At 62.2% G+C, this 20,688-nt stretch carries 18 protein-coding genes; 9 read left to right on the top strand and 9 right to left on the bottom strand.

Going from position 1 to position 20,688, the window contains the following annotated elements; genetic code table 11:
* Nucleotides 1-107 precede the first annotated feature (107 nt).
* Nucleotides 108-1,799, bottom strand: a complete 1,692-nt coding sequence (locus tag ASR47_RS17615) for a hypothetical protein (protein ID WP_065309088.1) — start codon at nt 1,797-1,799, stop codon at nt 108-110.
* Between the two features lie 12 nt (nt 1,800-1,811).
* Complete coding sequence (locus ASR47_RS17610) at nt 1,812-2,501, bottom strand: UPF0149 family protein (RefSeq protein WP_065309087.1); 690 nt, start codon at nt 2,499-2,501, stop codon at nt 1,812-1,814.
* A 195-nt stretch (nt 2,502-2,696) separates the two neighbouring features.
* On the opposite strand from ASR47_RS17610, the gene ASR47_RS17605 reads away from it, so the two are divergent.
* Nucleotides 2,697-3,248, top strand: coding sequence for an SRPBCC family protein (locus ASR47_RS17605; protein WP_065309086.1), 552 nt, complete (start codon nt 2,697-2,699; stop codon nt 3,246-3,248).
* Nucleotides 3,249-3,315: 67 nt separating this feature from the next.
* Here the strand turns inward: ASR47_RS17605 and ASR47_RS17600 are convergent, their stop codons facing one another.
* Nucleotides 3,316-4,821, bottom strand: a complete 1,506-nt coding sequence (locus ASR47_RS17600) for a peptide MFS transporter (RefSeq protein ID WP_065309085.1) — start codon at nt 4,819-4,821, stop codon at nt 3,316-3,318.
* Nucleotides 4,822-5,131: 310 nt separating this feature from the next.
* Between ASR47_RS17600 and ppnN the strand changes: the two genes are divergently transcribed.
* The 4 genes from ppnN (at nt 5,132) to ASR47_RS17580 (ending at nt 10,211) form a co-directional block, all read left to right on the top strand.
* Nucleotides 5,132-6,502, top strand: coding sequence for a nucleotide 5'-monophosphate nucleosidase PpnN (gene ppnN / locus ASR47_RS17595; protein WP_065309084.1), 1,371 nt, complete (start codon nt 5,132-5,134; stop codon nt 6,500-6,502).
* Between the two features lie 184 nt (nt 6,503-6,686).
* A complete protein-coding gene (locus ASR47_RS17590) occupies nt 6,687-8,414 on the top strand; it encodes a methyl-accepting chemotaxis protein (protein ID WP_065309083.1) in 1,728 nt (575 codons plus the stop codon).
* A gap of 23 nt (nt 8,415-8,437) precedes the next feature.
* Nucleotides 8,438-9,064, top strand: coding sequence for an adenylyl-sulfate kinase (cysC, locus tag ASR47_RS17585; protein ID WP_065309082.1), 627 nt, complete (start codon nt 8,438-8,440; stop codon nt 9,062-9,064).
* 55 nt (nt 9,065-9,119) lie between these two features.
* A complete protein-coding gene (locus ASR47_RS17580) occupies nt 9,120-10,211 on the top strand; it encodes a sulfotransferase family protein (protein ID WP_245714390.1) in 1,092 nt (363 codons plus the stop codon).
* A gap of 42 nt (nt 10,212-10,253) precedes the next feature.
* Here ASR47_RS17580 and lysS read toward each other — a convergent pair whose 3' ends face one another.
* The 4 genes from lysS to ASR47_RS17560 form a co-directional block, all read right to left on the bottom strand.
* Nucleotides 10,254-11,783, bottom strand: a complete 1,530-nt coding sequence (gene lysS / locus ASR47_RS17575; RefSeq protein WP_065309080.1) for a lysine--tRNA ligase — start codon at nt 11,781-11,783, stop codon at nt 10,254-10,256.
* A 22-nt stretch (nt 11,784-11,805) separates the two neighbouring features.
* Nucleotides 11,806-12,486 (bottom strand): HAD family hydrolase, encoded by a 681-nt coding sequence (locus ASR47_RS17570; protein WP_065309079.1) that lies wholly within the window; start codon nt 12,484-12,486, stop codon nt 11,806-11,808.
* 15 nt (nt 12,487-12,501) lie between these two features.
* Nucleotides 12,502-13,606 (bottom strand): peptide chain release factor 2 gene (prfB, locus tag ASR47_RS17565; RefSeq protein ID WP_150127855.1). Its coding sequence is split into 2 segments (ribosomal slippage): nt 12,502-13,524 and nt 13,526-13,606, totalling 1,104 coding nucleotides; the frame shifts between segments, so codons are not numbered across the junction.
* A gap of 303 nt (nt 13,607-13,909) precedes the next feature.
* Nucleotides 13,910-14,263, bottom strand: a complete 354-nt coding sequence (locus ASR47_RS17560; RefSeq protein ID WP_065309077.1) for a hypothetical protein — start codon at nt 14,261-14,263, stop codon at nt 13,910-13,912.
* A gap of 101 nt (nt 14,264-14,364) precedes the next feature.
* Here ASR47_RS17560 and ASR47_RS17555 point away from each other — a divergent pair, with 101 nt between their 5' ends.
* Nucleotides 14,365-16,377 carry a bifunctional 2',3'-cyclic-nucleotide 2'-phosphodiesterase/3'-nucleotidase gene (locus tag ASR47_RS17555; protein WP_065309076.1) on the top strand — a complete coding sequence of 671 codons (2,013 nt, stop codon included), beginning with the start codon at nt 14,365-14,367 and terminating at the stop codon, nt 16,375-16,377.
* A 26-nt stretch (nt 16,378-16,403) separates the two neighbouring features.
* Nucleotides 16,404-16,874 carry an SEL1-like repeat protein gene (locus ASR47_RS17550; RefSeq protein ID WP_065309075.1) on the top strand — a complete coding sequence of 157 codons (471 nt, stop codon included), beginning with the start codon at nt 16,404-16,406 and terminating at the stop codon, nt 16,872-16,874.
* On the opposite strand, the gene ASR47_RS17545 is transcribed toward ASR47_RS17550, so the two are convergent.
* Both ASR47_RS17545 and ASR47_RS17540 read right to left on the bottom strand, forming a co-directional pair.
* Nucleotides 16,875-17,291: a hypothetical protein gene (locus ASR47_RS17545; protein ID WP_065309074.1), complete on the bottom strand. Its 417-nt coding sequence runs from the start codon at nt 17,289-17,291 to the stop codon at nt 16,875-16,877.
* A 16-nt stretch (nt 17,292-17,307) separates the two neighbouring features.
* On the bottom strand, nt 17,308-18,216 hold the full coding sequence (locus tag ASR47_RS17540) for a hypothetical protein (protein ID WP_065309073.1): 909 nt from the start codon (nt 18,214-18,216) through the stop codon (nt 17,308-17,310).
* A gap of 311 nt (nt 18,217-18,527) precedes the next feature.
* Here ASR47_RS17540 and ASR47_RS17535 point away from each other — a divergent pair, with 311 nt between their 5' ends.
* Nucleotides 18,528-19,685, top strand: coding sequence for an ABC transporter substrate-binding protein (locus ASR47_RS17535; RefSeq protein ID WP_065309072.1), 1,158 nt, complete (start codon nt 18,528-18,530; stop codon nt 19,683-19,685).
* Between the two features lie 108 nt (nt 19,686-19,793).
* A complete protein-coding gene (locus ASR47_RS17530) occupies nt 19,794-20,684 on the top strand; it encodes a branched-chain amino acid ABC transporter permease (protein WP_065309071.1) in 891 nt (296 codons plus the stop codon).
* Nucleotides 20,685-20,688: the final 4 nt, after the last annotated feature.

The following is a 20,688-nucleotide window of genomic DNA, read 5'->3' as shown; positions in this document are numbered from 1 at the left end:
GAACGGCATTGCAGCGTGTAGGGTGGCGTGCAGTATTGGATTTTGCCGCTCTCGTGAAAAGCCGCCCGTGTCTTGGCTGATGTGGGCGGTTTTTTTCTTGGCGGCGGCTAGATGCCGAACACCTTCAGCACCGCGTCCGTGAACCCTTCGAACCAGCTGCCCACCTTGCCCGGCTGCTTGCCGTGGCGCGGGGTTTCTTCGTAAAGATAGACGCCGTCGCCGTCGAAACGGTCGTTGAGCAGCGCCTGCTGGCCGCGCAGATAGGGAATGAACGTTTCGCTGCGCACGGTCGCATACAGCACGCCGGTGGAAAAGCCCAGGGTGGCGGCCTGGCTGATGCTGCGGCCCTGGCCGGCCGGCTCCATGCGCACGCCGCGCGTGCCGCGCACGATCAGGGTAACGGGGCCGCGAAACACGATAAAGCGCAGCTGCAGGGTCAGCCACGCATGCAGGCTGGCCAGGCGCCAGTGGCTGCTGATGGCCGGTTTTTGCTGGCCGTGAAAAATCAAACCCGCCAGGCCGCGCGGCTGGAACACCAGCGCCGCACCCGGGGGCAGGTGCAGCACCGACACTTCCATCAACGGGTCGTCGCTGGCCGACAGCGTGACCGACGCCGGCTCGCTGCTGGTGATGCGCGTCAGGGCCGCCATGCCGGCGGCCAGGCTGGTGAACGGATACGACCAGTCGAGCAGCCACTGCGTGCGCTTGCGCGTTCCCACCGGTGACGACTGCAGGTAGGCCGGATGAATCAGCATGGTGTCGCCCGGCGCCAGCAGCAAGGCCTGCGCCACGCCGGAGATGCGCGATTGTGGCGCCAGCGGCGGGCAGGCGCCCGCGCCATCGAGGCGCAGCTCGTGGGCGATCGACAAGGGCTTCAGGCGCGACGCCAGCGGCGCGAGCACAAAGTAGAAAAAGGCCTTGATGGCGAGCGGCGTCAGGATCGCCGACAGCACCAGCAGCGCGGCCATCGGTATCACCTCGAGCACGGGCGCGCGCCAGCGGGCGAGCCAGTGTTGCGCCAGCCGCGCTTCGCTGGTCCGGATGGTTTGCCGCAGCGGCGCCAGCGCGTTTTCCAGGGCCGGTGTATCGATGGCGAACGGTGCGGGCCGCACGGCGTTGCTGGTGCGCGCACGCTGCAGCAGATACTGTTGATAAGCATCCAGATTGGCTAGCCGCAAGCGTTCCTCCTGTTGTTCCAGCGGCGCCATTTGTCCATATGCCGCACTGCCCGGCAGGTGCGCCGCCAGCGGGTGGGCCAGTTCGAGCTGGCGCTGCTGTTGCAGATTGGCCTGCAGCGCGGCATAGGCCTGCACATGTTCGCGATGCCGCCGCGCCAGCAGCTGGCGCGCATCGTCGCCGCGCAGCGCCGCCTGCAAGGCGCCAAGATAGCGCGCTTCCTGCGCCAGCACTTCGATCTCTACCTGGCGCGTCGCTTCCTGCCGCGCGTGCCCGGCCAGCTGGCTCGCATCGGGCAAGGGCAGGGTAAACAGGGACGCAGCTTGTCGGGCGTGCAGCTGGGCGCGCTGGGCCTGCACCTTGGCCAGGCGCGCCTCGACGGCGGCCTGCGAGGCGTGTTCCAGGGCGGCCAGGCGGGTGCTGGCCGCTTGCGCCAGGGTGGCGCCATGCTGCTCGCCGGTGCTGGCGGCCGCGCGCAAGATGCCGACCGAGGCGCTGATGGCCTGGAACTCGCGCCATTCGGCCAGCAGATGGCGCCCGGCCAGCAGGATCACGATAAACAGCAGGAACTGCAGCGCATGGCGCAGCAGGAAGCGGAAAACCGTCGTCAGCAGCTGGCGCAAGGCGGTCGCGCTTCAGCCTGCCGCGCTATCGGCGCCGGCGCAGCATTTCTTGTATTTTTTGCCGCTGCCGCAGTGGCAGGGGTCGTTGCGGCCGGTCTTTGGCACCTCGCGCAAGACCGTGCTGCCAGCCTGGCTGTGGGCCTGGCTTTTCAGGTGGCGCTGGCGCGCCCAGGCTTCGTTGATGGCGATCACGGAAGGGATCACCGCCTCCATCGCTTCCTCGGCCGCTTCGTCGTCCAGTTCGGTGGCGCAGGCCAGGTGTTTGAATGGCGCCAGGTATTCGGGGTGGCTGACGGCAAGCGCCGCCCACTGCGGCTTGTCCAGGGCCGTGCCGCGCATGAAGCCCGTGCACCAGCCGGGCACGCTCCATTCGCGCCCGCATTCGTAGATCGGCTCGAAACTGTTCGGGTCTTTCGCCAGCCATTCGACCATATAGTCGAAGTGGCGCCGGGCCAGCGCTTCGGCGCGCGCGGTGTCCGCTGCGTCCAGCGTGGAAGCTTCAGCGCCGGCGGCGCGGTCCCAGACCCATGGCAGCCATAGGCTGCTTGCGAGCTGGTTCGGGCTCAGCGCCGCGGCGGTAATCAACCCTTCCAGCATCGATACGTCCATCGCGCGCTGTGCGAGCGCCGGCTTGGCCAGCAAAAGGTCGAGTTCGGCGTATTCGTCGTCGGAGAGGGGCGAGGTGGTGGAGATGCTGGACATGGGTTTCGTTGAGCCGGAATAAGAGTAGGCGGTATTGTACCGCTGACCACAAACGCCAGGCGTCATGCGCGGCGAAAAAGTCTTGCTTCAGGCCGAACTAATGCCGATTGCGCAAGTCATAAACCTGACAAGCCTGCCAATCTTGTCAAACTCCCATCAGGATTTTTGCAACGGTTTTTATCAAGGAGACCAGCCATGCTGAATCGTATCGTCACTGTCGCCGCGCTTGCCGCCGGCGGAATTTTGTTGTCGCAGCAATTGAAAAAAACGCAGCGCCGCGGTGCCAGCGGCAATTCATCGGTGGAGGAATCGATCGAGGTCAACCTGCCTGTGAGCACGGCATACAATCAATGGACCCAGTTCGAGGATTTTCCGCAGTTCATGGAAAGCGTGCACGAAGTGCGCCAGCTCGATGACAAGCGCCTGCATTGGCGCGCCGACGTGGCCGGCAAGGAAAAGCAATGGGATGCCGAAATTACCGAGCAGGTGCCCGACAAGCGCATCGCCTGGCGCAGCGTCAACGGGGTGCGCAACAATGGCGAGGTGCGCTTCGAGAAAATATCCGATACGGCCACGCGCATCATCCTGACAATGGATTACCAGCCCGAAGGCATGGTGGAACAGCTGGGGGACGCGCTCGGCGCGGTACGCTTGGAAGCACGCGGCAATTTGCAGCGCTTCAAGGAGTTGCTGGAGAGCCGCGGCAAGGAAAGCGGCGCCTGGCGCGGCAGCATCGCGCAGCATTGATTGATGTTTGACTGATGAAATAAAAACGGCGGCCCGCAGGCCGCCGTCTTGTCCAAACATTGCGTGATTATTTCACGCCGTGCATCAGCTTGTTGATCAGCGGTGCGATCAGGAACAGCACCACGCCGGCACCCAGCAGCGACCAGAAACCGAAGGTATAGCCAGCCAGTGCGGACTGGGCCGACATGCCGCTCTCGCCGCTGACGTAGCTGGCAAAGATGCCCGACAGGTTGTTGCCGATACCGGTCGACAGGAACCAGCCGCCCATGCCCATGCCGACCAGGCGTACCGGCGCCAGCTTGGTGACCATCGACAGGCCGATCGGTGACAGGCACAGCTCGCCGATCGACTGGATCACGTAGACCATGAACAGGGTCCAGAACGGGATCTTGTTGTCGGCGCCAACCAGGCTCGAAAGGGCGAAGATCAGCAGGCCGAAGGCGGCCGCATTGCCCAGCAGGCCCAGGCCGAATTTGCGCGGGATCGATGGGTTGACGTTGCGGCGCGCCAGGAATACCCAGACGGCGGCGATGATCGGCGCGAACACGATGATGGCCACCGAGTTGACGCTCTGGAAGTAGGCGGTCGGGAAGATCCAGAAGCCCAGGTCGCGGTTGACGATGTTCTCTGCCAGGAAGGTAAACGAGCTGCCGGCCTGTTCGAAGAACATCCAGAACAGGATGTTGAAGGCGAAAATCACCAGCATGGCGATGGTCTTGTCGCGCGCGACCTTGCCGTTGCGGATGCCTTCGACCATCAGCATGACTGCCAGGCCGACAAACAGGATGGTCAGCACGATCTGCAGGTTGGCCGCGCCCACGGTCAGCAGGAAGTACATCAGGGGAATCACGCACAGGCAACCGAGCGCCACCCAGACCACGCGCATCGGATTGGCCGCCTGCGTTTCCGGCGCGCCGATGCCCTTGAGGGCGTTGCGGCCGATATAGAACCATACCAGGCTGATCAGCATGCCGACGCCGGCCGCCATGAACACGACTTTGTACGACGGCATGCCGCCGGTGCCAAAGATCGATTCGGCCAGCCATTGCGTAAACACCGGCGCGATCATGGCGCCCATGTTGATGCCCATGTAAAAGATCGTGAAACCGCTGTCGCGGCGCGGATCGGCGGTCGTGTACAGCTTGCCGACCATGGTCGAGATGTTCGGCTTGAACATGCCGTTGCCGACGATCATGGTGGCCAGGCCCAGGTTGAAGATATCCTGGTTCGGCACGGCGATGCAGAACAGGCCGGCTGCCATAAAGACGGCGCCCAGCAGGATGGAGCGCTGGTAGCCGATGACGCGGTCGGCGATATAGCCGCCGAACAGGGCGCCGGCGTACACCAGCGCGAGGAAGGAACCATAGGTAAGGTTGGCCGCAGCCTGGCCCGACGCATCGCCACCATGGAACTGGGCAACGATGTACAGGACCAGCGCCCAGCGAACTCCGTAGAACGCGAAGCGTTCCCAGAATTCAGTCATGAACAACATCCACAGTGGGCTGGGATGGCCCATGATCTGCTTGAACTCTGGAATTACGGCTTCCTTGTTGGGCGTAGTCGCACCGCTCATGCGGTTCCTCCTGAAAATTATTATAGTCAATCGATAAAACAACCATATGCAATCCTGCGGCCAGCTTGCACTCTCATGAAGTGCCGGACGGACGGCAATCGCAATAGGCAGGCATTCTAATCTACAAATTGCGCTGAGCGAAGATTTCGATTTGCATTAGCAAGAACAGTTGTTTCATATCGGTCAAACCGGTTTGTGCGCCAGCAAGCAGGGCGCCGTTTTTTCCTTGTTGCAGCACAAGCGGGCTGACTTGTCGTATATTGGCAGTGCAACACATCCGAGGATCGATTTTTAAAGGAATTTTCGCACTATGGAACACGACGTTATCGATGCTCTGGTTTCACCGGAGGGCCGCCTGGACGTGCTCTCCAAAACCGAAGTCAACAAATTGCTCGACACCAGCCAGGGCGGCCTGTACAACACCTTCCGCCGCTGCGCGCTGGCGGTATTGAACTGCGGCAGCACCATCGACGATGGCCGCGCCTTGCTTGAGCGCTATGAGGCGTTCGAGATTTCGATTATCCAGCGCGAGCGCGGCATCAAGCTCGACATCAAGGGCGCGCCGGTGATCGCCTTTGTCGACGGCAAGATGATCAAGGGCATCCACGAGCATCTGTTTGCCGTGCTGCGCGATATTATCTTCGTCAGCGATGAGGTGACGGGCAATCCGAAATTCGACCTGCACAGCACCGAAGGCGTGACCGACGCGGTGTTCCATATCTTGCGTAACGCCAATGTGCTGCAGACCCAGCTCAATCCCAACCTGGTGGTGTGCTGGGGCGGCCATTCGATCAACCGCGCCGAATACAATTATTCGAAGGAAGTGGGCTACCAGCTGGGCTTGCGCGGCCTCGATATCTGCACCGGTTGCGGCCCCGGCGCCATGAAAGGCCCGATGAAGGGCGCCACCATCGGCCACGCCAAGCAGCGCTTGCACAACGGTCGCTATCTGGGCATCACCGAGCCGGGCATTATCGCCGCCGAATCACCGAACCCCATCGTCAACGACCTGGTGATCATGCCGGACATCGAAAAGCGCCTGGAAGCGTTCGTGCGCGCCGGCCACGGCATCGTCGTGTTCCCCGGTGGCGCCGGCACGGCCGAAGAGATTCTGTATATCCTGGGGATATTGCTTCATCCGGAAAACGCCGAGATCCCGTTCCCCCTGATTTTCACGGGGCCGGAAACCTCGCGCGAATACTTTGTGCAGATCAACCAGTTCATTCACGACACCCTCGGGCCGGAAGCGCAGCAGCGCTACAAGATCATTATCGACGACCCGGAACTGGTGGCGCGCGAAATGCTCGAAGGCATCAAGCAGGTGCGCGAATTTCGCAAGGCGCACAGCGACGCCTATTATTTCAACTGGCTCTTGAAAATCGATCACGAATTCCAGAAGCCGTTCCACCCCACCCATGAAAACATGCGCAACCTGAGCCTGCACAAGAACCAGGCCACGCACTTGCTGGCGGCCCAGCTGCGCCGCGCGTTTTCGGGCGTGGTGGCTGGCAACGTCAAGGATGACGGCATCCGTTCGATCGAACAACACGGCAACTTCGAGATCCATGGCGACAAGGACATCATGGGGCCGATGGACGCGCTGCTGGCCTCGTTCGTGGCGCAGCATCGCATGAAGCTCGCGGGTACCGCCTATGTGCCATGCTATACGGTGATTCAATAGCCGTTTTCCGGCATGCCACGCCGGTGTTCGCACCGGCGTGGTATTTCTCGACAAGTCTGTGCACTTGTTACTTTTGAGTAGTTTGTTTGATCGCAATACGCTTTAAGATTGCTCCACGTCAATGCTTTAACCGCATATCGTTATGCGGAAAAGTTTGAACCATGCCTTTGGGAGCAAGAAAAGTATGAAATTGCAGAATCTGACAATTGCAAAACGCCTGGGCCTCGGTTTCGGGCTGGTGGCCGTGCTGCTGGCGGTGGTGATTGTGCTGGGCCTGAGCAGCATGCGCGATATACAGGGGCGCATGGAGGAGATCACCAAGGTCAACGCTGTCGAGACGCGTCTGGCGCAGGCGATGGACCTGACCGTCACCGAACGTGCGCTGGCGATGCGCAACCTGATTTTGCTCAAGGAACCGAAGGAAATCCAGGTCGAGGTCAAGCGCATCGCCGAGCAGCAGGTGAAATACACCAAGGTGCAGGAGCAGCTGACGACGATGTTCGGCTCCCTGCCAGGCACCTCGGACGAGGAAAAGACGCTGCTGGCGCAGATCGGCAAGCAGGCCGCGCTGGCGGCGCCGTTCATCGAGCGCGCCACCACGCTGGCGCGCAGTGAGCAACAGGAAGAGGCGTACAAAGTGCTGCGCTATGAATTCCGCCCGGTGCAAAAAGCCTGGTGGGAGCAGATCCGCCAATTGATCGCCATCGAGGAAAAGCAGAACGTCGAAGCGACGGAAGCGGCGACGACGGCCTACGATCGAGCGCGTACGCTGATGCTGGCGACCGGCGCGCTGGCGCTGATGGCCAGTATGGTTGCCGCGCTGCTGATTACCCGCGGCGTCACGCGCCAGCTCGGTTGCGAACCTGATCATGCCGCCGAGATCGCCAGCCAGATCGCCGCCGGCAATCTGGTCGTGCGCATCGAGCCGCGTGCCGGCGACAAGTCCAGCCTGATGTTCGCCATGCGCTCGATGCGCGACAGCCTGGCGCTGATTGTCAGGCAGGTCCACACCAGCACCGAATCGATCTCCACCGCCGCCGGCCAGATCGCCTCCGGCAATCTTGACCTGTCTTCGCGTACCGAGCAGCAGGCCAGCACGCTGGAGGAAACCGCCTCGTCGATGGAAGAACTGACCAGCACCGTGCGCCTCAATACCGAACATGCGCGGCAAGCCAACGCCCTGGCCGAATCGGCATCCGATGTCGCCGTCAAAGGCGGCGCGGTGGTGGCGCAGGTGGTCGATACCATGGCCGCCATCGATGGCTCGGCGCGCAAGATCGTCGACATCATCGCCGTCATCGACGGCATCGCCTTCCAGACCAACATCCTGGCGCTGAACGCCGCCGTCGAGGCGGCGCGGGCCGGCGAGCAGGGCCGCGGCTTCGCGGTGGTCGCGACCGAGGTTCGCAACCTGGCGCAGCGTTCGGCGGCGGCGGCCAAGGAAATCAAGACCTTGATCAACGATTCGGTCGACAAGGTACAGGTTGGCAACAAGCTGGTCGAGCAGGCCGGCTCCACCATGCACGAGGTGGTGACCAGCGTCAAGCGGGTGACCGACATCATGTCCGATATCCTGTCGGCCAGCCAGGAACAGTCGTCGGGCATCGAGCAGATCAATACGGCCGTCACGCAGATGGACGATGTGACCCAGCAGAACGCCGCGCTGGTGGAGCAGGCCGCCGCCGCCTCGCAAGCCATGCAGCAACAGGTCAGCAGCCTCAACGAAGTGGTCAGCGTGTTCCAGATCGGCGCCCATGCGGCTGTGGCTGCGCCGCGCGCGGCGCTCAAAGTGGCGGTGCCGCGCGCGCCGGTCCAGCGTGCCACGCCGGCGCGCGTACCGGAGACGCGCGTGGTAGCGATGCGCAAGCCGGCCCAGGCCAAGGCGGCCGAGCCTGAATGGGAAGAGTTCTGAGCCACTGACAGGGGAGCTGAACGATGACGATGATGAATACGGCAGGCGACGCCTGCGGCGGCGCAGCGCATGTTTTCTGGCATGCCGGCCAGGTCACACCCGAGGAGCGCCGCCTGCATGCCGGCCAGCGGCCCGCCACCGTATGGCTGACGGGCCTGAGCGGCGCCGGCAAGTCGACCCTGGCGTACGCGCTGGAGCGACGGCTGATGCATGCGGGCCGCTCGGCCTGTGTGCTCGATGGTGATAATTTGCGGCATCGGCTGAACAGCGATCTCGGCTTTTCGGCTCAGGATCGCCAGGAGAACATCCGCCGCAGCGCCGAAGTGGCGCGGCTGATGAACGACGCCGGCCTGATCGTCATCTGCGCCTTTATTTCACCGCTGCGCGCCGACCGCGAGATGGCGCGCGCCATCGTTGGCGACGGCAACTTTTTTGAAATTCATGTCAGCACGCCACGCGCGGTGTGCGAACAGCGCGACCCCAAGGGTCTGTACCAGAAGGCCCGCGCCGGCCTGATCCCGGAATTTACCGGCGTCTCGGCGCCGTACGAGGCGCCTTTGCCACCGACCCTGGCGCTTGACACCGCGGCGCTGTCGCTTGACGAGTGCTGCGAGCGCCTGTTCGGGCACCTGACGCAGCGCCTGGATTGAGCTTCGAATGGCCGTCTCGCTGGCGCCCCGAATGAATGTGAAACCGAAAGACACTATGTCGCGTCCACGTCCCGTGATGATGATACCGCTGCGCCGCTGCGGCAGCCATGCGCTGCGCCTGCGGCTGAACATGTCGCCGCAGTTTTATGCCCCCTATCCGCTGCACATTGTCGACCTGATGCCGCTGCTGCCGCTGTATGGCGACCTTGGCGACGATCACGCCTGCTTTCGCATGGTGACCGATGTGATCGGCCTGCAGGCGGCCAGCATGGTCAAGTGGCCGGATATGGCCTTCGATCCGGTCGAGATCTTCGAAGCGATCCGCCATGGGCCGCGCAGCATCCACCGCGTGGTCTGGGAGCTGCTGCTGCGCGCCGGGCAGCGCCGCGGCGCCGCTGTGGTGATGGACAAGTCGCTCGACAGCGTGCATTACGCCGACGAACTGATGACGCTTCATCCGGACATGCTGTTCATTAATATGGTACGCGATCCCCGCGCCCAGGTCGCATCGATGAACCGCGCCATCATCCACGATTTCGACACGCTGCTCAACGCCCGCGCCTGGGTGGCCGCGCATCGCGCCGCCGATCATGTGACGGCGCGCTATCCGGACCGTGTGCTGACCATCCGCTACGAAGATTTTCTGTCGCGGCAGCAGGCCACGCTGGAGCTGGTGTGCGGTTTCCTCGGCATCGATTTCTTGCCGCAGATGACAGACATTGTCGCGTCCAGGGAGGCGCGCCAGCTGTCGCAGCTGTCGGCCTTGTGGTCGTCCAACAGCCATGCGCCGATCGCCGCCAATATCGACAAGTTCAAGCAGCAACTGTCGGACGATGACATCGAGGTGATTGAAACACTGGCCGGCGACACTATGGAGCGCTACGGTTATGCACGGCTCAGCCGTGGCGGCGCGGTCGTCTCGCCCGAACGGCTCGCGTTGGCCGTCGAACGTTCTGGCCAGGGCCGCGAGCGCGCATGGCGCGAGCTGGAGCAGACCAACTTCCGTGATTTCGTGCTGCGCCGCTGCCGCGCCGACTATCTGGCGCAATTGCGCGCGCGCCTGGAGCGGCAGGCGGCACAGCCGGCCTCGAACACCAAAGGCAAGCTCGATGAGCTCGACGCCAGGCTGTTCGAGGTATCCGACTGAATCGGCGACAGGCCCGTGGACGTCACGAGCCTGTGCGCCTGATCACTCTTCGCGGCGCAGGTGCGGGAACAGCAGCACGTCGCGGATATTCGGCGAGTCCGTGATGATCATCATCAGGCGGTCGATGCCGATGCCGCAGCCGCCGGCTGGCGGCATGCCGTATTCGAGCGCGCGGATGTAGTCGGCGTCGTAGAACATCGCCTCTTCATCGCCGGCGTCCTTGGCCGCCACTTGCGCCAGGAAGCGGGCCGACTGGTCTTCGGCGTCGTTCAGCTCCGAGAAACCGTTGGCGATTTCGCGCCCGACCATGAACAGCTCGAAACGCTCGGTGATGCCGGCCACCGTATCGGAGGCGCGCGCCAGTGGCGACACTTCGACCGGGTAGTCGATGATGTAGGTCGGTTCCCACAGCTGGGCTTCCGCCGTTTCTTCGAACAGCGCCAGTTGCAGCGCGCCCAGGCCGGCGGTGGCGAATGGCTTCACGCCGAACTTCTTCAGCTCTTCCTTGATGAAGGCGGCGTCGTTCAGCTGTTCGGCCGTGTAGTGCGGCGCGTACTTGTTGATGGCGCCGACGATGGTCAGGCGGTGGAACGGCTTTGCCAGGTCCAGCTCGCGGCCGCCATAGGTCAGGGTGGCGGTGCCGTGGGCGTCGATGGCGGCCTGGCGGATGACCGCTTCGGTGAAATCCATCAGCCATTTGTAGTCGGTATAGGCCGCGTAGAATTCCATCATCGTGAATTCAGGATTGTGACGGATCGACACGCCTTCATTGCGGAAGTTGCGGTTGATCTCGAACACGCGGTCAAAGCCGCCCACCACCAGGCGCTTCAGGTACAGCTCGGGCGCGATGCGCAGGTACATTTCCATGTCCAGCGCATTGTGGTGCGTGACGAACGGTTTCGCGGCGGCGCCACCGGGGATGGTGTGCAGCATCGGCGTTTCCACTTCCATGAACTCGTTCTTTTCCATGAAGCGGCGGATCGACGAGATGGCGGCCGTACGGGCCTTGAAGGTGCGGCGCGTCTCCTCGTTCATGATCAGGTCGACGTAGCGCTGGCGGTATTTCGTTTCCTGGTCGGCCAGGCCGTGGAATTTGTCCGGCAGCGGGCGCAGCGACTTGGTGATCAAACGCAGTTCCGACACCTTGATGGTCAGTTCGTCGGTCTTGGTCTTGAACAGGGTGCCGGTCACGCCGAGGATATCGCCCAGGTCGTAGTGGTGCAGGGCGGCCATGGCCGCTTCGCCCGTCAGGTCCAGCGTGGCGTAGATCTGGATGCGGCCGTCGGCTTTCGCGCCCGACGCATCTTGCAGGGTGGCGAAAGCGGCTTTCTTGCCTGCTTCGCGCTTGAGCATCATGCGCCCGGCCAGCACCACGGTAACGGGTTCGGCTTCCAGCTCTTCGCGCGTCTTGCTGCCGTATTGTGCGTGCAGATCGGCCGCCTTGTGCTGCGGGCGGAAATCGTTCGGGAAGGCGATGCCTTGTTCGCGCAGTGCGGCCAGCTTGACGCGGCGCTCGGCGATGATCTTGTTTTCATCGGGGGCGGCGACTTGTTCTTGGATGTCCGTGGTCATGATTGAGGTCTGTTCTTGTTGATTAAATGGGGGTGGCCATGGCTGGCGTACTGGCAAACAGCGCGTCGAGATCGAGTTCGGCAAAATCGGCGGCGATGCAGATCACGTTGTCGAATTGGGCAAACGCCGAGGCGGGCAGGGTGGTGGTCAGCACCACCGCGCGCATGCCGGCGCGGCGCGCCGCTTCCACGCCCAACGGCGCGTCTTCGAAGACGATGCAGTCGGCCGGCAGTACGCCAACTTTTGCGGCGCCGGCCAGGAACACGTCCGGGTTCGGCTTGCCGCGCGCGACGTCGCCAGCGCCGACGATGGCGTCGAACTTGCTGCGCAGGTCGAGGCCATCGAGGGTGAAGACGATGTTTTCATTCGGCGCGGCCGTGCCCACCACCAGCTTGACGCCGGCGGCGGCTGCCTTGGCGATCAGTGCGTCGAAGCCCGGCACGGTGGCCAGGTGCGGCGCGTACAGTTCACGGTACAGCGCTTCCTTCTCGGCGTTCAGGGTGACATGGTCGACATCGTCGCCCAGGTAGCTGCGCATGATTTCATGGCCCTGGCGTCCTGCCGTGTCGAGGAAAAACGCATCGGGATCGATCACATGGCCGCGGCGCTGGAAAAATTCCAGCCACGACTTGGTGTGGAAGGCCATGTTGTCGACGATGGTGCCATCCATGTCAAAGATCAGTGCACGCTGAGAAGTGGTCATCTGTGGTTTGCCTTGTTAAACGCCTTGCTTCAGGGAAGCGGAAATGAAGTCGTCGATGTCGCCATCGAGCACGCCCTTGGTGTTGCCGGTCTCGAAGCCGGTACGCAAATCCTTGATGCGCGACTGGTCCAGCACGTAGGAACGGATCTGGTGGCCCCAGCCCACATCGGTCTTCGAGTCTTCCAGCTTCTGCTGCTCGCTCATGCGCTTGCGCAATTCATGTTCGTACAGCTTGGCTTTCAGCATTTCCATCGCTTCGGCGCGGTTGCGGTGCTGCGAACGGTCGTTCTGGCACTGCACCACGATGCCGGTCGGTGCGTGCGTCATGCGGACGGCCGAGTCGGTTTTATTGATGTGCTGACCACCGGCGCCCGAGGCGCGATAGGTATCGACGCGGATATCGGCCGGATTGACGTCGATCTCGATCGAATCGTCGACTTCCGGATACACAAACAGCGAGGTGAACGAGGTATGGCGGCCATTGGCCGAGTCGAACGGCGACTTGCGCACCAGGCGGTGCACGCCGGTTTCCGTGCGCAGGAAGCCATAGGCGTGATCGCCCTCGACCTTCAGGGTGGCAGTCTTGATGCCGGCGACTTCACCATCGGACTGCTCCAGGATTTCCACTTTGAAACCCTTGCGTTCGCAATAGCGCAGGTACTGGCGCAGCAGCATCGAAGCCCAGTCCTGGGCTTCGGTGCCGCCGGCGCCGGCCTGGATGTCGATAAAGCAGTTGTTCGGGTCCATCGGATTGTTGAACATCCGGCGGAATTCCATGCTTTCGATGACCTTGCGGATCTCTTCCACGTCGACTTCGATCGCTTCGAGCGTCTCGTCGTCGCCTTCTTCGCGGGCCATGGCGAACAGGTCGGCCGTATCGCGCAGGTCGGCGTCCGCCTTGGTCAGGGTAAAGACGATGGCTTCGAGCGCCTTCTTCTCTTTACCAAGATCCTGGGCGCGTTTGGGATCGTTCCAGACGGTAGGGTCTTCCAGTTCTTCGTTGACCTGCTCTAGTTTCTCCGACTTGACAGTGAAGTCAAAGATACCTCCGAAGTTCGGCTTCGCGAACCGTCAGGTCGGAGAGCAGGGCGGAGATGATATTGATGCGTTCGGCTTCCATGATTTTGGTCTTTTAGTAGTGTAATCAAACCTCCGATTATACTCTACAGGGGACGCAAGGCGGCCATCGCAGAGCGGCGCGCGAGAATTAAACGCTTGCGGGAAGGCTGACAAGGGATGTGGGGAGGGTGGACAACAGCAGGCGATACGCTGCATTAAAGGCGCGCGCATATTTCCAAGGTGTGGCAAGCACTGCTATATCGATGGTCATGCGGCAGGCCAGCATTGCCCGTTGCGCAAGCAGCCTGTACAAGACTCATCTTGTTTCTTTGGTCGCCAGTTTCATGACAAGCTCCTTGAAAATTTACTCCTTGATGATCACCAGTGCATACCCCTGTCCCGGCAAAAGCAATTTGCCCGGTACGGCCAGCACCCAGCGCAGATAGCCGTCGGTATCGACGACCGGATCGTCATTGGCCATCTCGATGCTGTCATTGATAAAGCATATGTATTTGAAAATCACGGAAAATACGCCGGTAAGCACGATGGTGCGGCCCAGGTCGGTCAGGTAGGGAGCGATATCGACACAGAAAATGATGCGTTCGCGCGTGCCGGCAAAGAACAGCAGGGTACCCAGCACCAGAAAGGCCAGCGCCGGATTGCCGGTGAAGGGCTTCACGAGTGCCGTATCGATGAATTTTCGATAGAGATCCATCATCGGCCTTCCTGCGGCGCCGGTTCGCCATGCTTGGGCGCATCGATTGCGTGCCAGGGGAGCGGCGCGTATGATGGCCAGTTTTACTTAATCTGCCCCTGCCCATGTCGACTGCCTTGCGCCTGCTCATACTCCCTATCGCTCCTGTCCTGCTGGCTGCCTGCAGCACCTTGCCGGCCTCGACCCCGGCCGGCAGCACGGCCACACTGGCGCTGCTGGAGACGACGGACTTGCACGCGAACGTGCTCAGTTATGACTACTACAAGCTGCAGGACGAGCCGTCGATCGGCCTGGAGCGCACGGCGGCGCTGATCGCCCAGGCACGTACGCAATTTCCGAACAACCTGCTGCTCGACAATGGCGACACCATCCAGGGCACGGCGCTGGCCGATTACCAGGCGCTGGTCAAGCCGCTGGCCTGCGACCAGACCCTGGCCATTTACAAGGCGATGAACCTGCTGAAGGTCGATGGCGGCGGCATCGGCAACCATGAATTCAATTACGGCCTGGCGTTCCTGAGCCAGGTGACGGGCAACCGCTTCGACGTCGACAGCGTCGATGCGGCCAGGCCGCGCTGCGCCGGGCCGCAGTTTCCGCAAGTGCTGGCCAATGTCTACAGCGTAAAAAGCGGCAAGCCGCTGTTCGCGCCGTACCACATCATCGACAAACAGATCACGGCCGCGGGCGCCGATGGCAAAGCCATCACCAGCACGGTGAAGGTCGGCATCATCAGTTTCGCGCCGCCCACCATCATGTCGTGGGACAAGCGCTGGCTCGAAGGCCGCGTCTACACGCAAGGCGTGCGCGAGACGGCGGAAAAGTTTATTCCCGAAATGCGCGCCAGGGGCGCCGAACTGGTGGTGGCGATTTCGCACGGTGGCCTCGACAACAGCCCGTACTCGCCGACCATGGAAAACGGCAATTATTACTTGTCGCAAGTGCCAGGCGTGGACGCCATGCTGATCGGCCACTCGCACCAGCTGTTTCCGAACGCGGCCAGCACCGTGCCGCAATTTAACCTGCCTGGCGTCGACAAGGTGAAGGGCCTGGTCCATGGCGTGCCGACCGTGATGGCCAGTCTGTGGGGCAAGCACCTGGGCGTGATCGGCCTGCGCCTGCGCCACGACGGCAAGCAGTGGGTGATCGACAAGGCGCAAACGACGGTCGAGGCGCGCGGCATCCAGAACGCCGACAAGAGTTACGTCCAGCCCGATCCGGCGATCGCCAAATTGATCGCGGCCGAACATGCCGCGACCATCGCCTACGTGCAAACGCCGGTCGGCGCAACCGACTTCCGCATGTCGACCTATTTTGCCGACGTGGGCGATATCAGCGCCATCGAAGTGGTGAACCAGGCGCAGGCCGGCTACCTGGCGGCCTACGTGAAAGCCAATTTGCCGCAATACGCACACTTGCCGGTGCTGTCGATGTCGTCGCCATTCAAGAGCGGCTCGGCCGGCGTGACCGACTATACCGATGTGAAAGCCGGCAATGTCGCGCTGAACAATGCGGCCGACCTGTACCTGTATCCGAACGCGCTGTACGGCGTCAGGATGACGGGTGCGGAGCTGAAAGCCTGGCTGGAACACTCGGCGCAGCGTTTCAATACCATCGACCCCGCCAAGGCCGCGCCGCAGGAGCTGATCAACACGGCCCATCCGAGCTACAACTTCGACACCATCACCAGCAAGGATGTGCGCTACGAAATCGATGTGACGCAGCCGCCGGGCCAGCGCATCAAGCGCCTGTCGTACAAGGGCAAAGCGGTGGGTGCGCAACAGGAGTTCCTGATCGCCACCAATAACTACCGCGCCAGCGGCGGCGGCAATTTCCCTGGCCTGGACGGCAGCAAGACGGTGCTGGCCTCGCCCGACAACAACCGCGAATTGCTGATCGCCTATATCACGCAACAAAAAAACCTCACGCGCGCGAACAACGGCGCGGCGCGCAGCTGGCGCTTCGCCAGGGCCGCCACCAAGGGGCCGGTGGTGTTCCACACGGCGCCCGATGTGCTGGATCTGGCGCAAGCGGCCGGCATTGACAATGTGACTTTGTTGAAAGCCGATGACGGCGCGGGCAAGGGCTTTGCGCTGTATCAGCTCGATCTGTCGAAGTGAGCTTCAAGGCAATTCTTGTCGCGGTAATGCTCATCACCGCGCCAGGGGCCGACGCCCTGGACGCGGCAGGGCAAGTGGATCAGGCCAAGGTCCTGATGCGCTCTGGCGAAGCGGGTGGACCACAGGCGCGCCAGCTGTTTGAACAGGCAGCCGGCCAGGGCAGTGGCGCGGCGGCTTACTATCTGGGGCTGATGTTCAAGAACGGCATCGGTGGCGTACAGGACAGTGCGACCGCCTTGCGCTGGCTGGAACTGGCGGGGGAGCGGCAGGTGGCGCCGGCCATGTTTATCGCCGCCAATATGCTGGCCGGCCGCGATGCGGCCCGGGCGCGCCGCTGGCTCGACGCCGCCTGCGCGCTGGAGTACCCGGAAGCCTTGCTGCAAAAAGCCATCGCCCTGCAGGAAGGAACGATGGCTTATGCAAAAGACCTGAAGCAGTCGGCGCTGTACTTCAGGATGGCGGAACACGCGATGGGCCACCGCCAGCCTGAGCCGTAATCAGCCTGCCGCCGCGTCTTTCTTTGGCTTGCTGCGCAGGCTGGCGGCTGCCTCCAGCACCGCTACCGGATCACGCGACAAGATGGCGGCGCCCAGGTCGACCAGCCTGGCCGCCGTGTCGATGCCGGCCTTGACATCGGTAGTGCGCTTGAGCCGGGCCTTGCCCTTGTCGATCGCCTGCACCAGCTCGCTGCTGGCCTGTTGCGCATCTTCGGTGATCAGATAAATGCCGTAGGCGCGAAACAGCGAGACCAGCATATCCAGGTGATCTTCATGCTTTTCCAGCAGCGCCTGCTCGTCATTGGACAGGCTGGTGCGCAGGCGGATGCGCAAGTCCAGCACCAGGCTCGACGCCTGGGCCAGATTGTCGGCGATGGCGTAGGTGGCTTCTTTTGTCAGTGCATATGGCGTGGCCATGGGTTTCTCCTGTCAGTTACCAGCGCGACGGCGAGGGCAGGGCTGCCTGGCGTTCCAGCATGGCCACGCGCTGCGCAAACGCGTCGACCTGTGCCTGCCATTGCGGGTCCTGTGGGCTATCAACAGACGTGGCCAGCCCGGCCAGGCTTTGCTGCATGGCGTCCACGGCCTGCGCATAAGCGGTGGCGGCCTCCTGCCGCCGGGCCAGCAGCTTGCGTTCCTGATAGAGATGGCTGCCGACATAATTGGCGGCCAGCGGTTCCGCAGCCGACATGGCGCCCACGGCGCCGCGCAACTGATCGACTTCACGCGCTTCCTCGCGCAAATTCGGCAGGTGAACGCGCAATGCATATTCCTTCAAGGCATTACTGACGATGGTGATTGCTTCCTGATGCGCGAGCAGCTCGCGCAGGCTGGCCTTTTGCATGCGCTGGGTTGCCAGCGTATTCATGTATTGCGCCAGTTTCATCACCACCGACAACTGGCTGGCGTCGAGCAGCGGCGCGCCGCTGCCGGGCTGCGCCAGTCCTGCCAGCGCATCGCCGAGTCCCTTGTACTGTTCTTTGTAAGACGGCAATTTACCATCGGCCGTGTCGACCAGCAGCTTGCCGTAGGCAAGCAGTATTTCATTGAGCGCCACCAGCCGCGGACTCATTTTTTCTTCCATGGCACAGCGCTGGCGCGCCGCCTGTTCGCTGGCCTGAGCGTCAAAGCGCATGGCCATGATCAGTTGCTGGCGCATGGCCTTGGCGATGCAGCTGTCGGCGGCGCCGGCCAGCATGGGGTGGGCCACGGCGGACAGCTTTTGCGTCTGCTCGCCCATGCTGCGAACCGGTCCCTGCTTGCTGGCGCAGGCGCTCAGGAACGACGCTGCCAGCAGGCTGATCAGGATAGGGCGGGATGGAAGAAAGGCGGGGTATCGCATAGGGCCTCCAGGTAAATCAAGCCCGCGCACGCGCGCCGGCATGGCCGACCTTAGCACGGCGGCTTGGCACGGTTTTGCGCCAGATCAGCCCGTTTGAAGTGCTGTGGTGTGCCGGTTTTACGCCACAGATTCCTTACAGAATACTGACAGGCAGCGCAGCAATATGTGGTTTTTGATATGTTGCGACGCGTCATATGTAGTTGTTGCTGGTGCCACATTACTACCCTACAATGATTTATCGATGGGGCGGTTATCCAGCGTACGACTATAAAAATAAGTGGCTCAAAAACGTTGTATCAGAGGAGATGACAATGAAGTTCAAACAGAAATTGCTCGTGGCAAGTTTGGTGTTGGGTTTCTCGCAAATGGCGGTGGCAGCCGACCCCATCAAGATTGGCGTATCGGGTCCGTTTACGGGCGGTTCGGCGCCGATGGGCGTGTCGATGCGCGACGGCGTCAAGCTGGCCGTGGCGGAAATCAATGCCAAGGGCGGCGTGCTGGGCCGTTCGCTGTTGCTGATCGAGCGCGATGACGAAGCCAAGAACGAACGCGGCGTGCAGATCGCCCAGGAACTGATCAACAAGGAAAAAGTGGCCGCCACCGTCGGCTATATCAATACCGGCGTGGCGCTGGCCTCGCAGCGCTTCTACCAGGAAGCCAAGATTCCGGTAATGAACAATGTGGCCACCGGTTCCATCGTCACCAGACAATTTGCCGACCAGCCTGAAAACTATATTTTCCGTAACGCCGCCAACGACCAGATCCAGTCGCACATGATCGTCGAGGAAGCCGTCACGCGCCGCAATTTCAAGAAAGTGGCGATCCTGGCCGACTCCACCAACTACGGCCAGCTGGGCCGCGAAGACCTGGAAAAGGCGCTCGACAAAAAAGGCCTGAAAGCGGTGGTGGTCGAGAAATACAATATCAAGGACGTCGACATGACGGCCCAATTGCTGAAAGCCAAGCAGGCCGGCGCGGAAGTGGTGCTGACCTACGGCATTGGCCCGGAGCTGGCGCAGATCGCCAACGGCATGGAAAAACTGGGCTGGAAAGTGCCGATGATCGGCAGCTGGACCCTGGCCATGGGCAACTTCATCGACAATGCCGGCAAGAACGGCAACGGCACGCGCATGCCGCAAACCTTTATCCAGGACGCCAGCACGCCCAAGCGCAAGGCCTTTATCGACGCCTATGTCGCCACCTACAAGCCATCGGGCGGCCGCATGCCGTCGGCCGTCTCGGCCGCGCAAGGCTATGATTCCATCTACCTGCTGGCCGCCGCCTTCAAGCAGGCCGGCGGCACGGACGGCCCGAAAGTGCGCGCCGCGCTGGAAAACCTGACGGAAAAAGTGGAAGGCGCCGTCACCACCTACGACAAACCGTTCAGCAAGACCGATCACGAGGCGATTACCGCCGACCTGACGGTGTTTGGCGAAGTCAAGGACGGCAAGGTCGTGCAGGCCAAATAAGCCGCCTCGCCCGTCACTTGTCCTGTGGCCAGCCTTGATTGATTCAAGCCTGGCCATTCTTTTGTCGTCCGTCGGCAGCTGCCAGGCTGCCGCCACACGGGGAATACCATGGAAATCTTTCTGCAGCTCGTGTTTAGCGGCGTAGCATTGGGCATGATTTACGCCGTCATCGCCTTCGGCTACCAACTCACCTTTGCCACTTCCGGCACGCTCAATTTCGGCCAGGGCGAATCGCTGATGCTGGGCGCGCTTGTCGGCCTGTCCCTGGTGGGCAGCATCCACGGCGGCCCCTACATGAGCTATCTGCTGATGATTCCCATCGTCATCGCCTTCGGCGCGCTGCAGGGCGTGTTCGTCGAGTGGATCGGCGTGCGCCCGGCCATCAAGATCAAGTCCGAGTTCGGCTGGATCATGTCGACCATCGCGCTGGCCATCATTTTCAAGAATGTGGCGGAAAATATCTGGGGCAAGGACGACCTGATGTTCCCGTCGCCGCTGTCGGCCGCGCCGTTCCAGGTGTTCGGCGCCAATGTGCAGCAGATGCAGGTGGCCGTCATCATCGGCGCGCTGGCCATCATGCTGGCGGTCGAACTGTTCAACCGCAAGTCGATCTATGGCAAGGCCGTGGTGGCCACCGCCAATGACCGCGACGCCGCCGGTTTGATGGGCATCAATACCGGCATGGTGATCACGTTTTCGTATGCGCTGTCGTCCGCCACGGCCGCGTTCGCCGGCGTGCTGGTCGCGCCATTGACCCTGACGGGCGCCACCATGGGCGCCTCGCTGGGCCTGAAAGCGTTTGCGGTGGCGATTATCGGCGGGCTGACCTCGGGCGTGGGCGCCATTGTCGGCGGCCTGATCCTCGGTATCGCCGAGACCACCACCGGCTATTACATCTCCACCGGCTACAAGGAAGTGCCGGGCCTGCTGTTGCTGCTGCTGGTGCTGGCCATCAAGCCGTCCGGCCTGTTCGGCAAAGCCGCGATCAAGAAAGTCTGAGGCA

It is taken from the genome of Janthinobacterium psychrotolerans (genome assembly GCF_001677885.1).
Lineage (GTDB): Bacteria > Pseudomonadota > Gammaproteobacteria > Burkholderiales > Burkholderiaceae_D > Janthinobacterium > Janthinobacterium psychrotolerans.
Note: the sequence above shows the minus strand (reverse complement) of the source record. Positions and strands in the feature narration are given on the sequence as shown.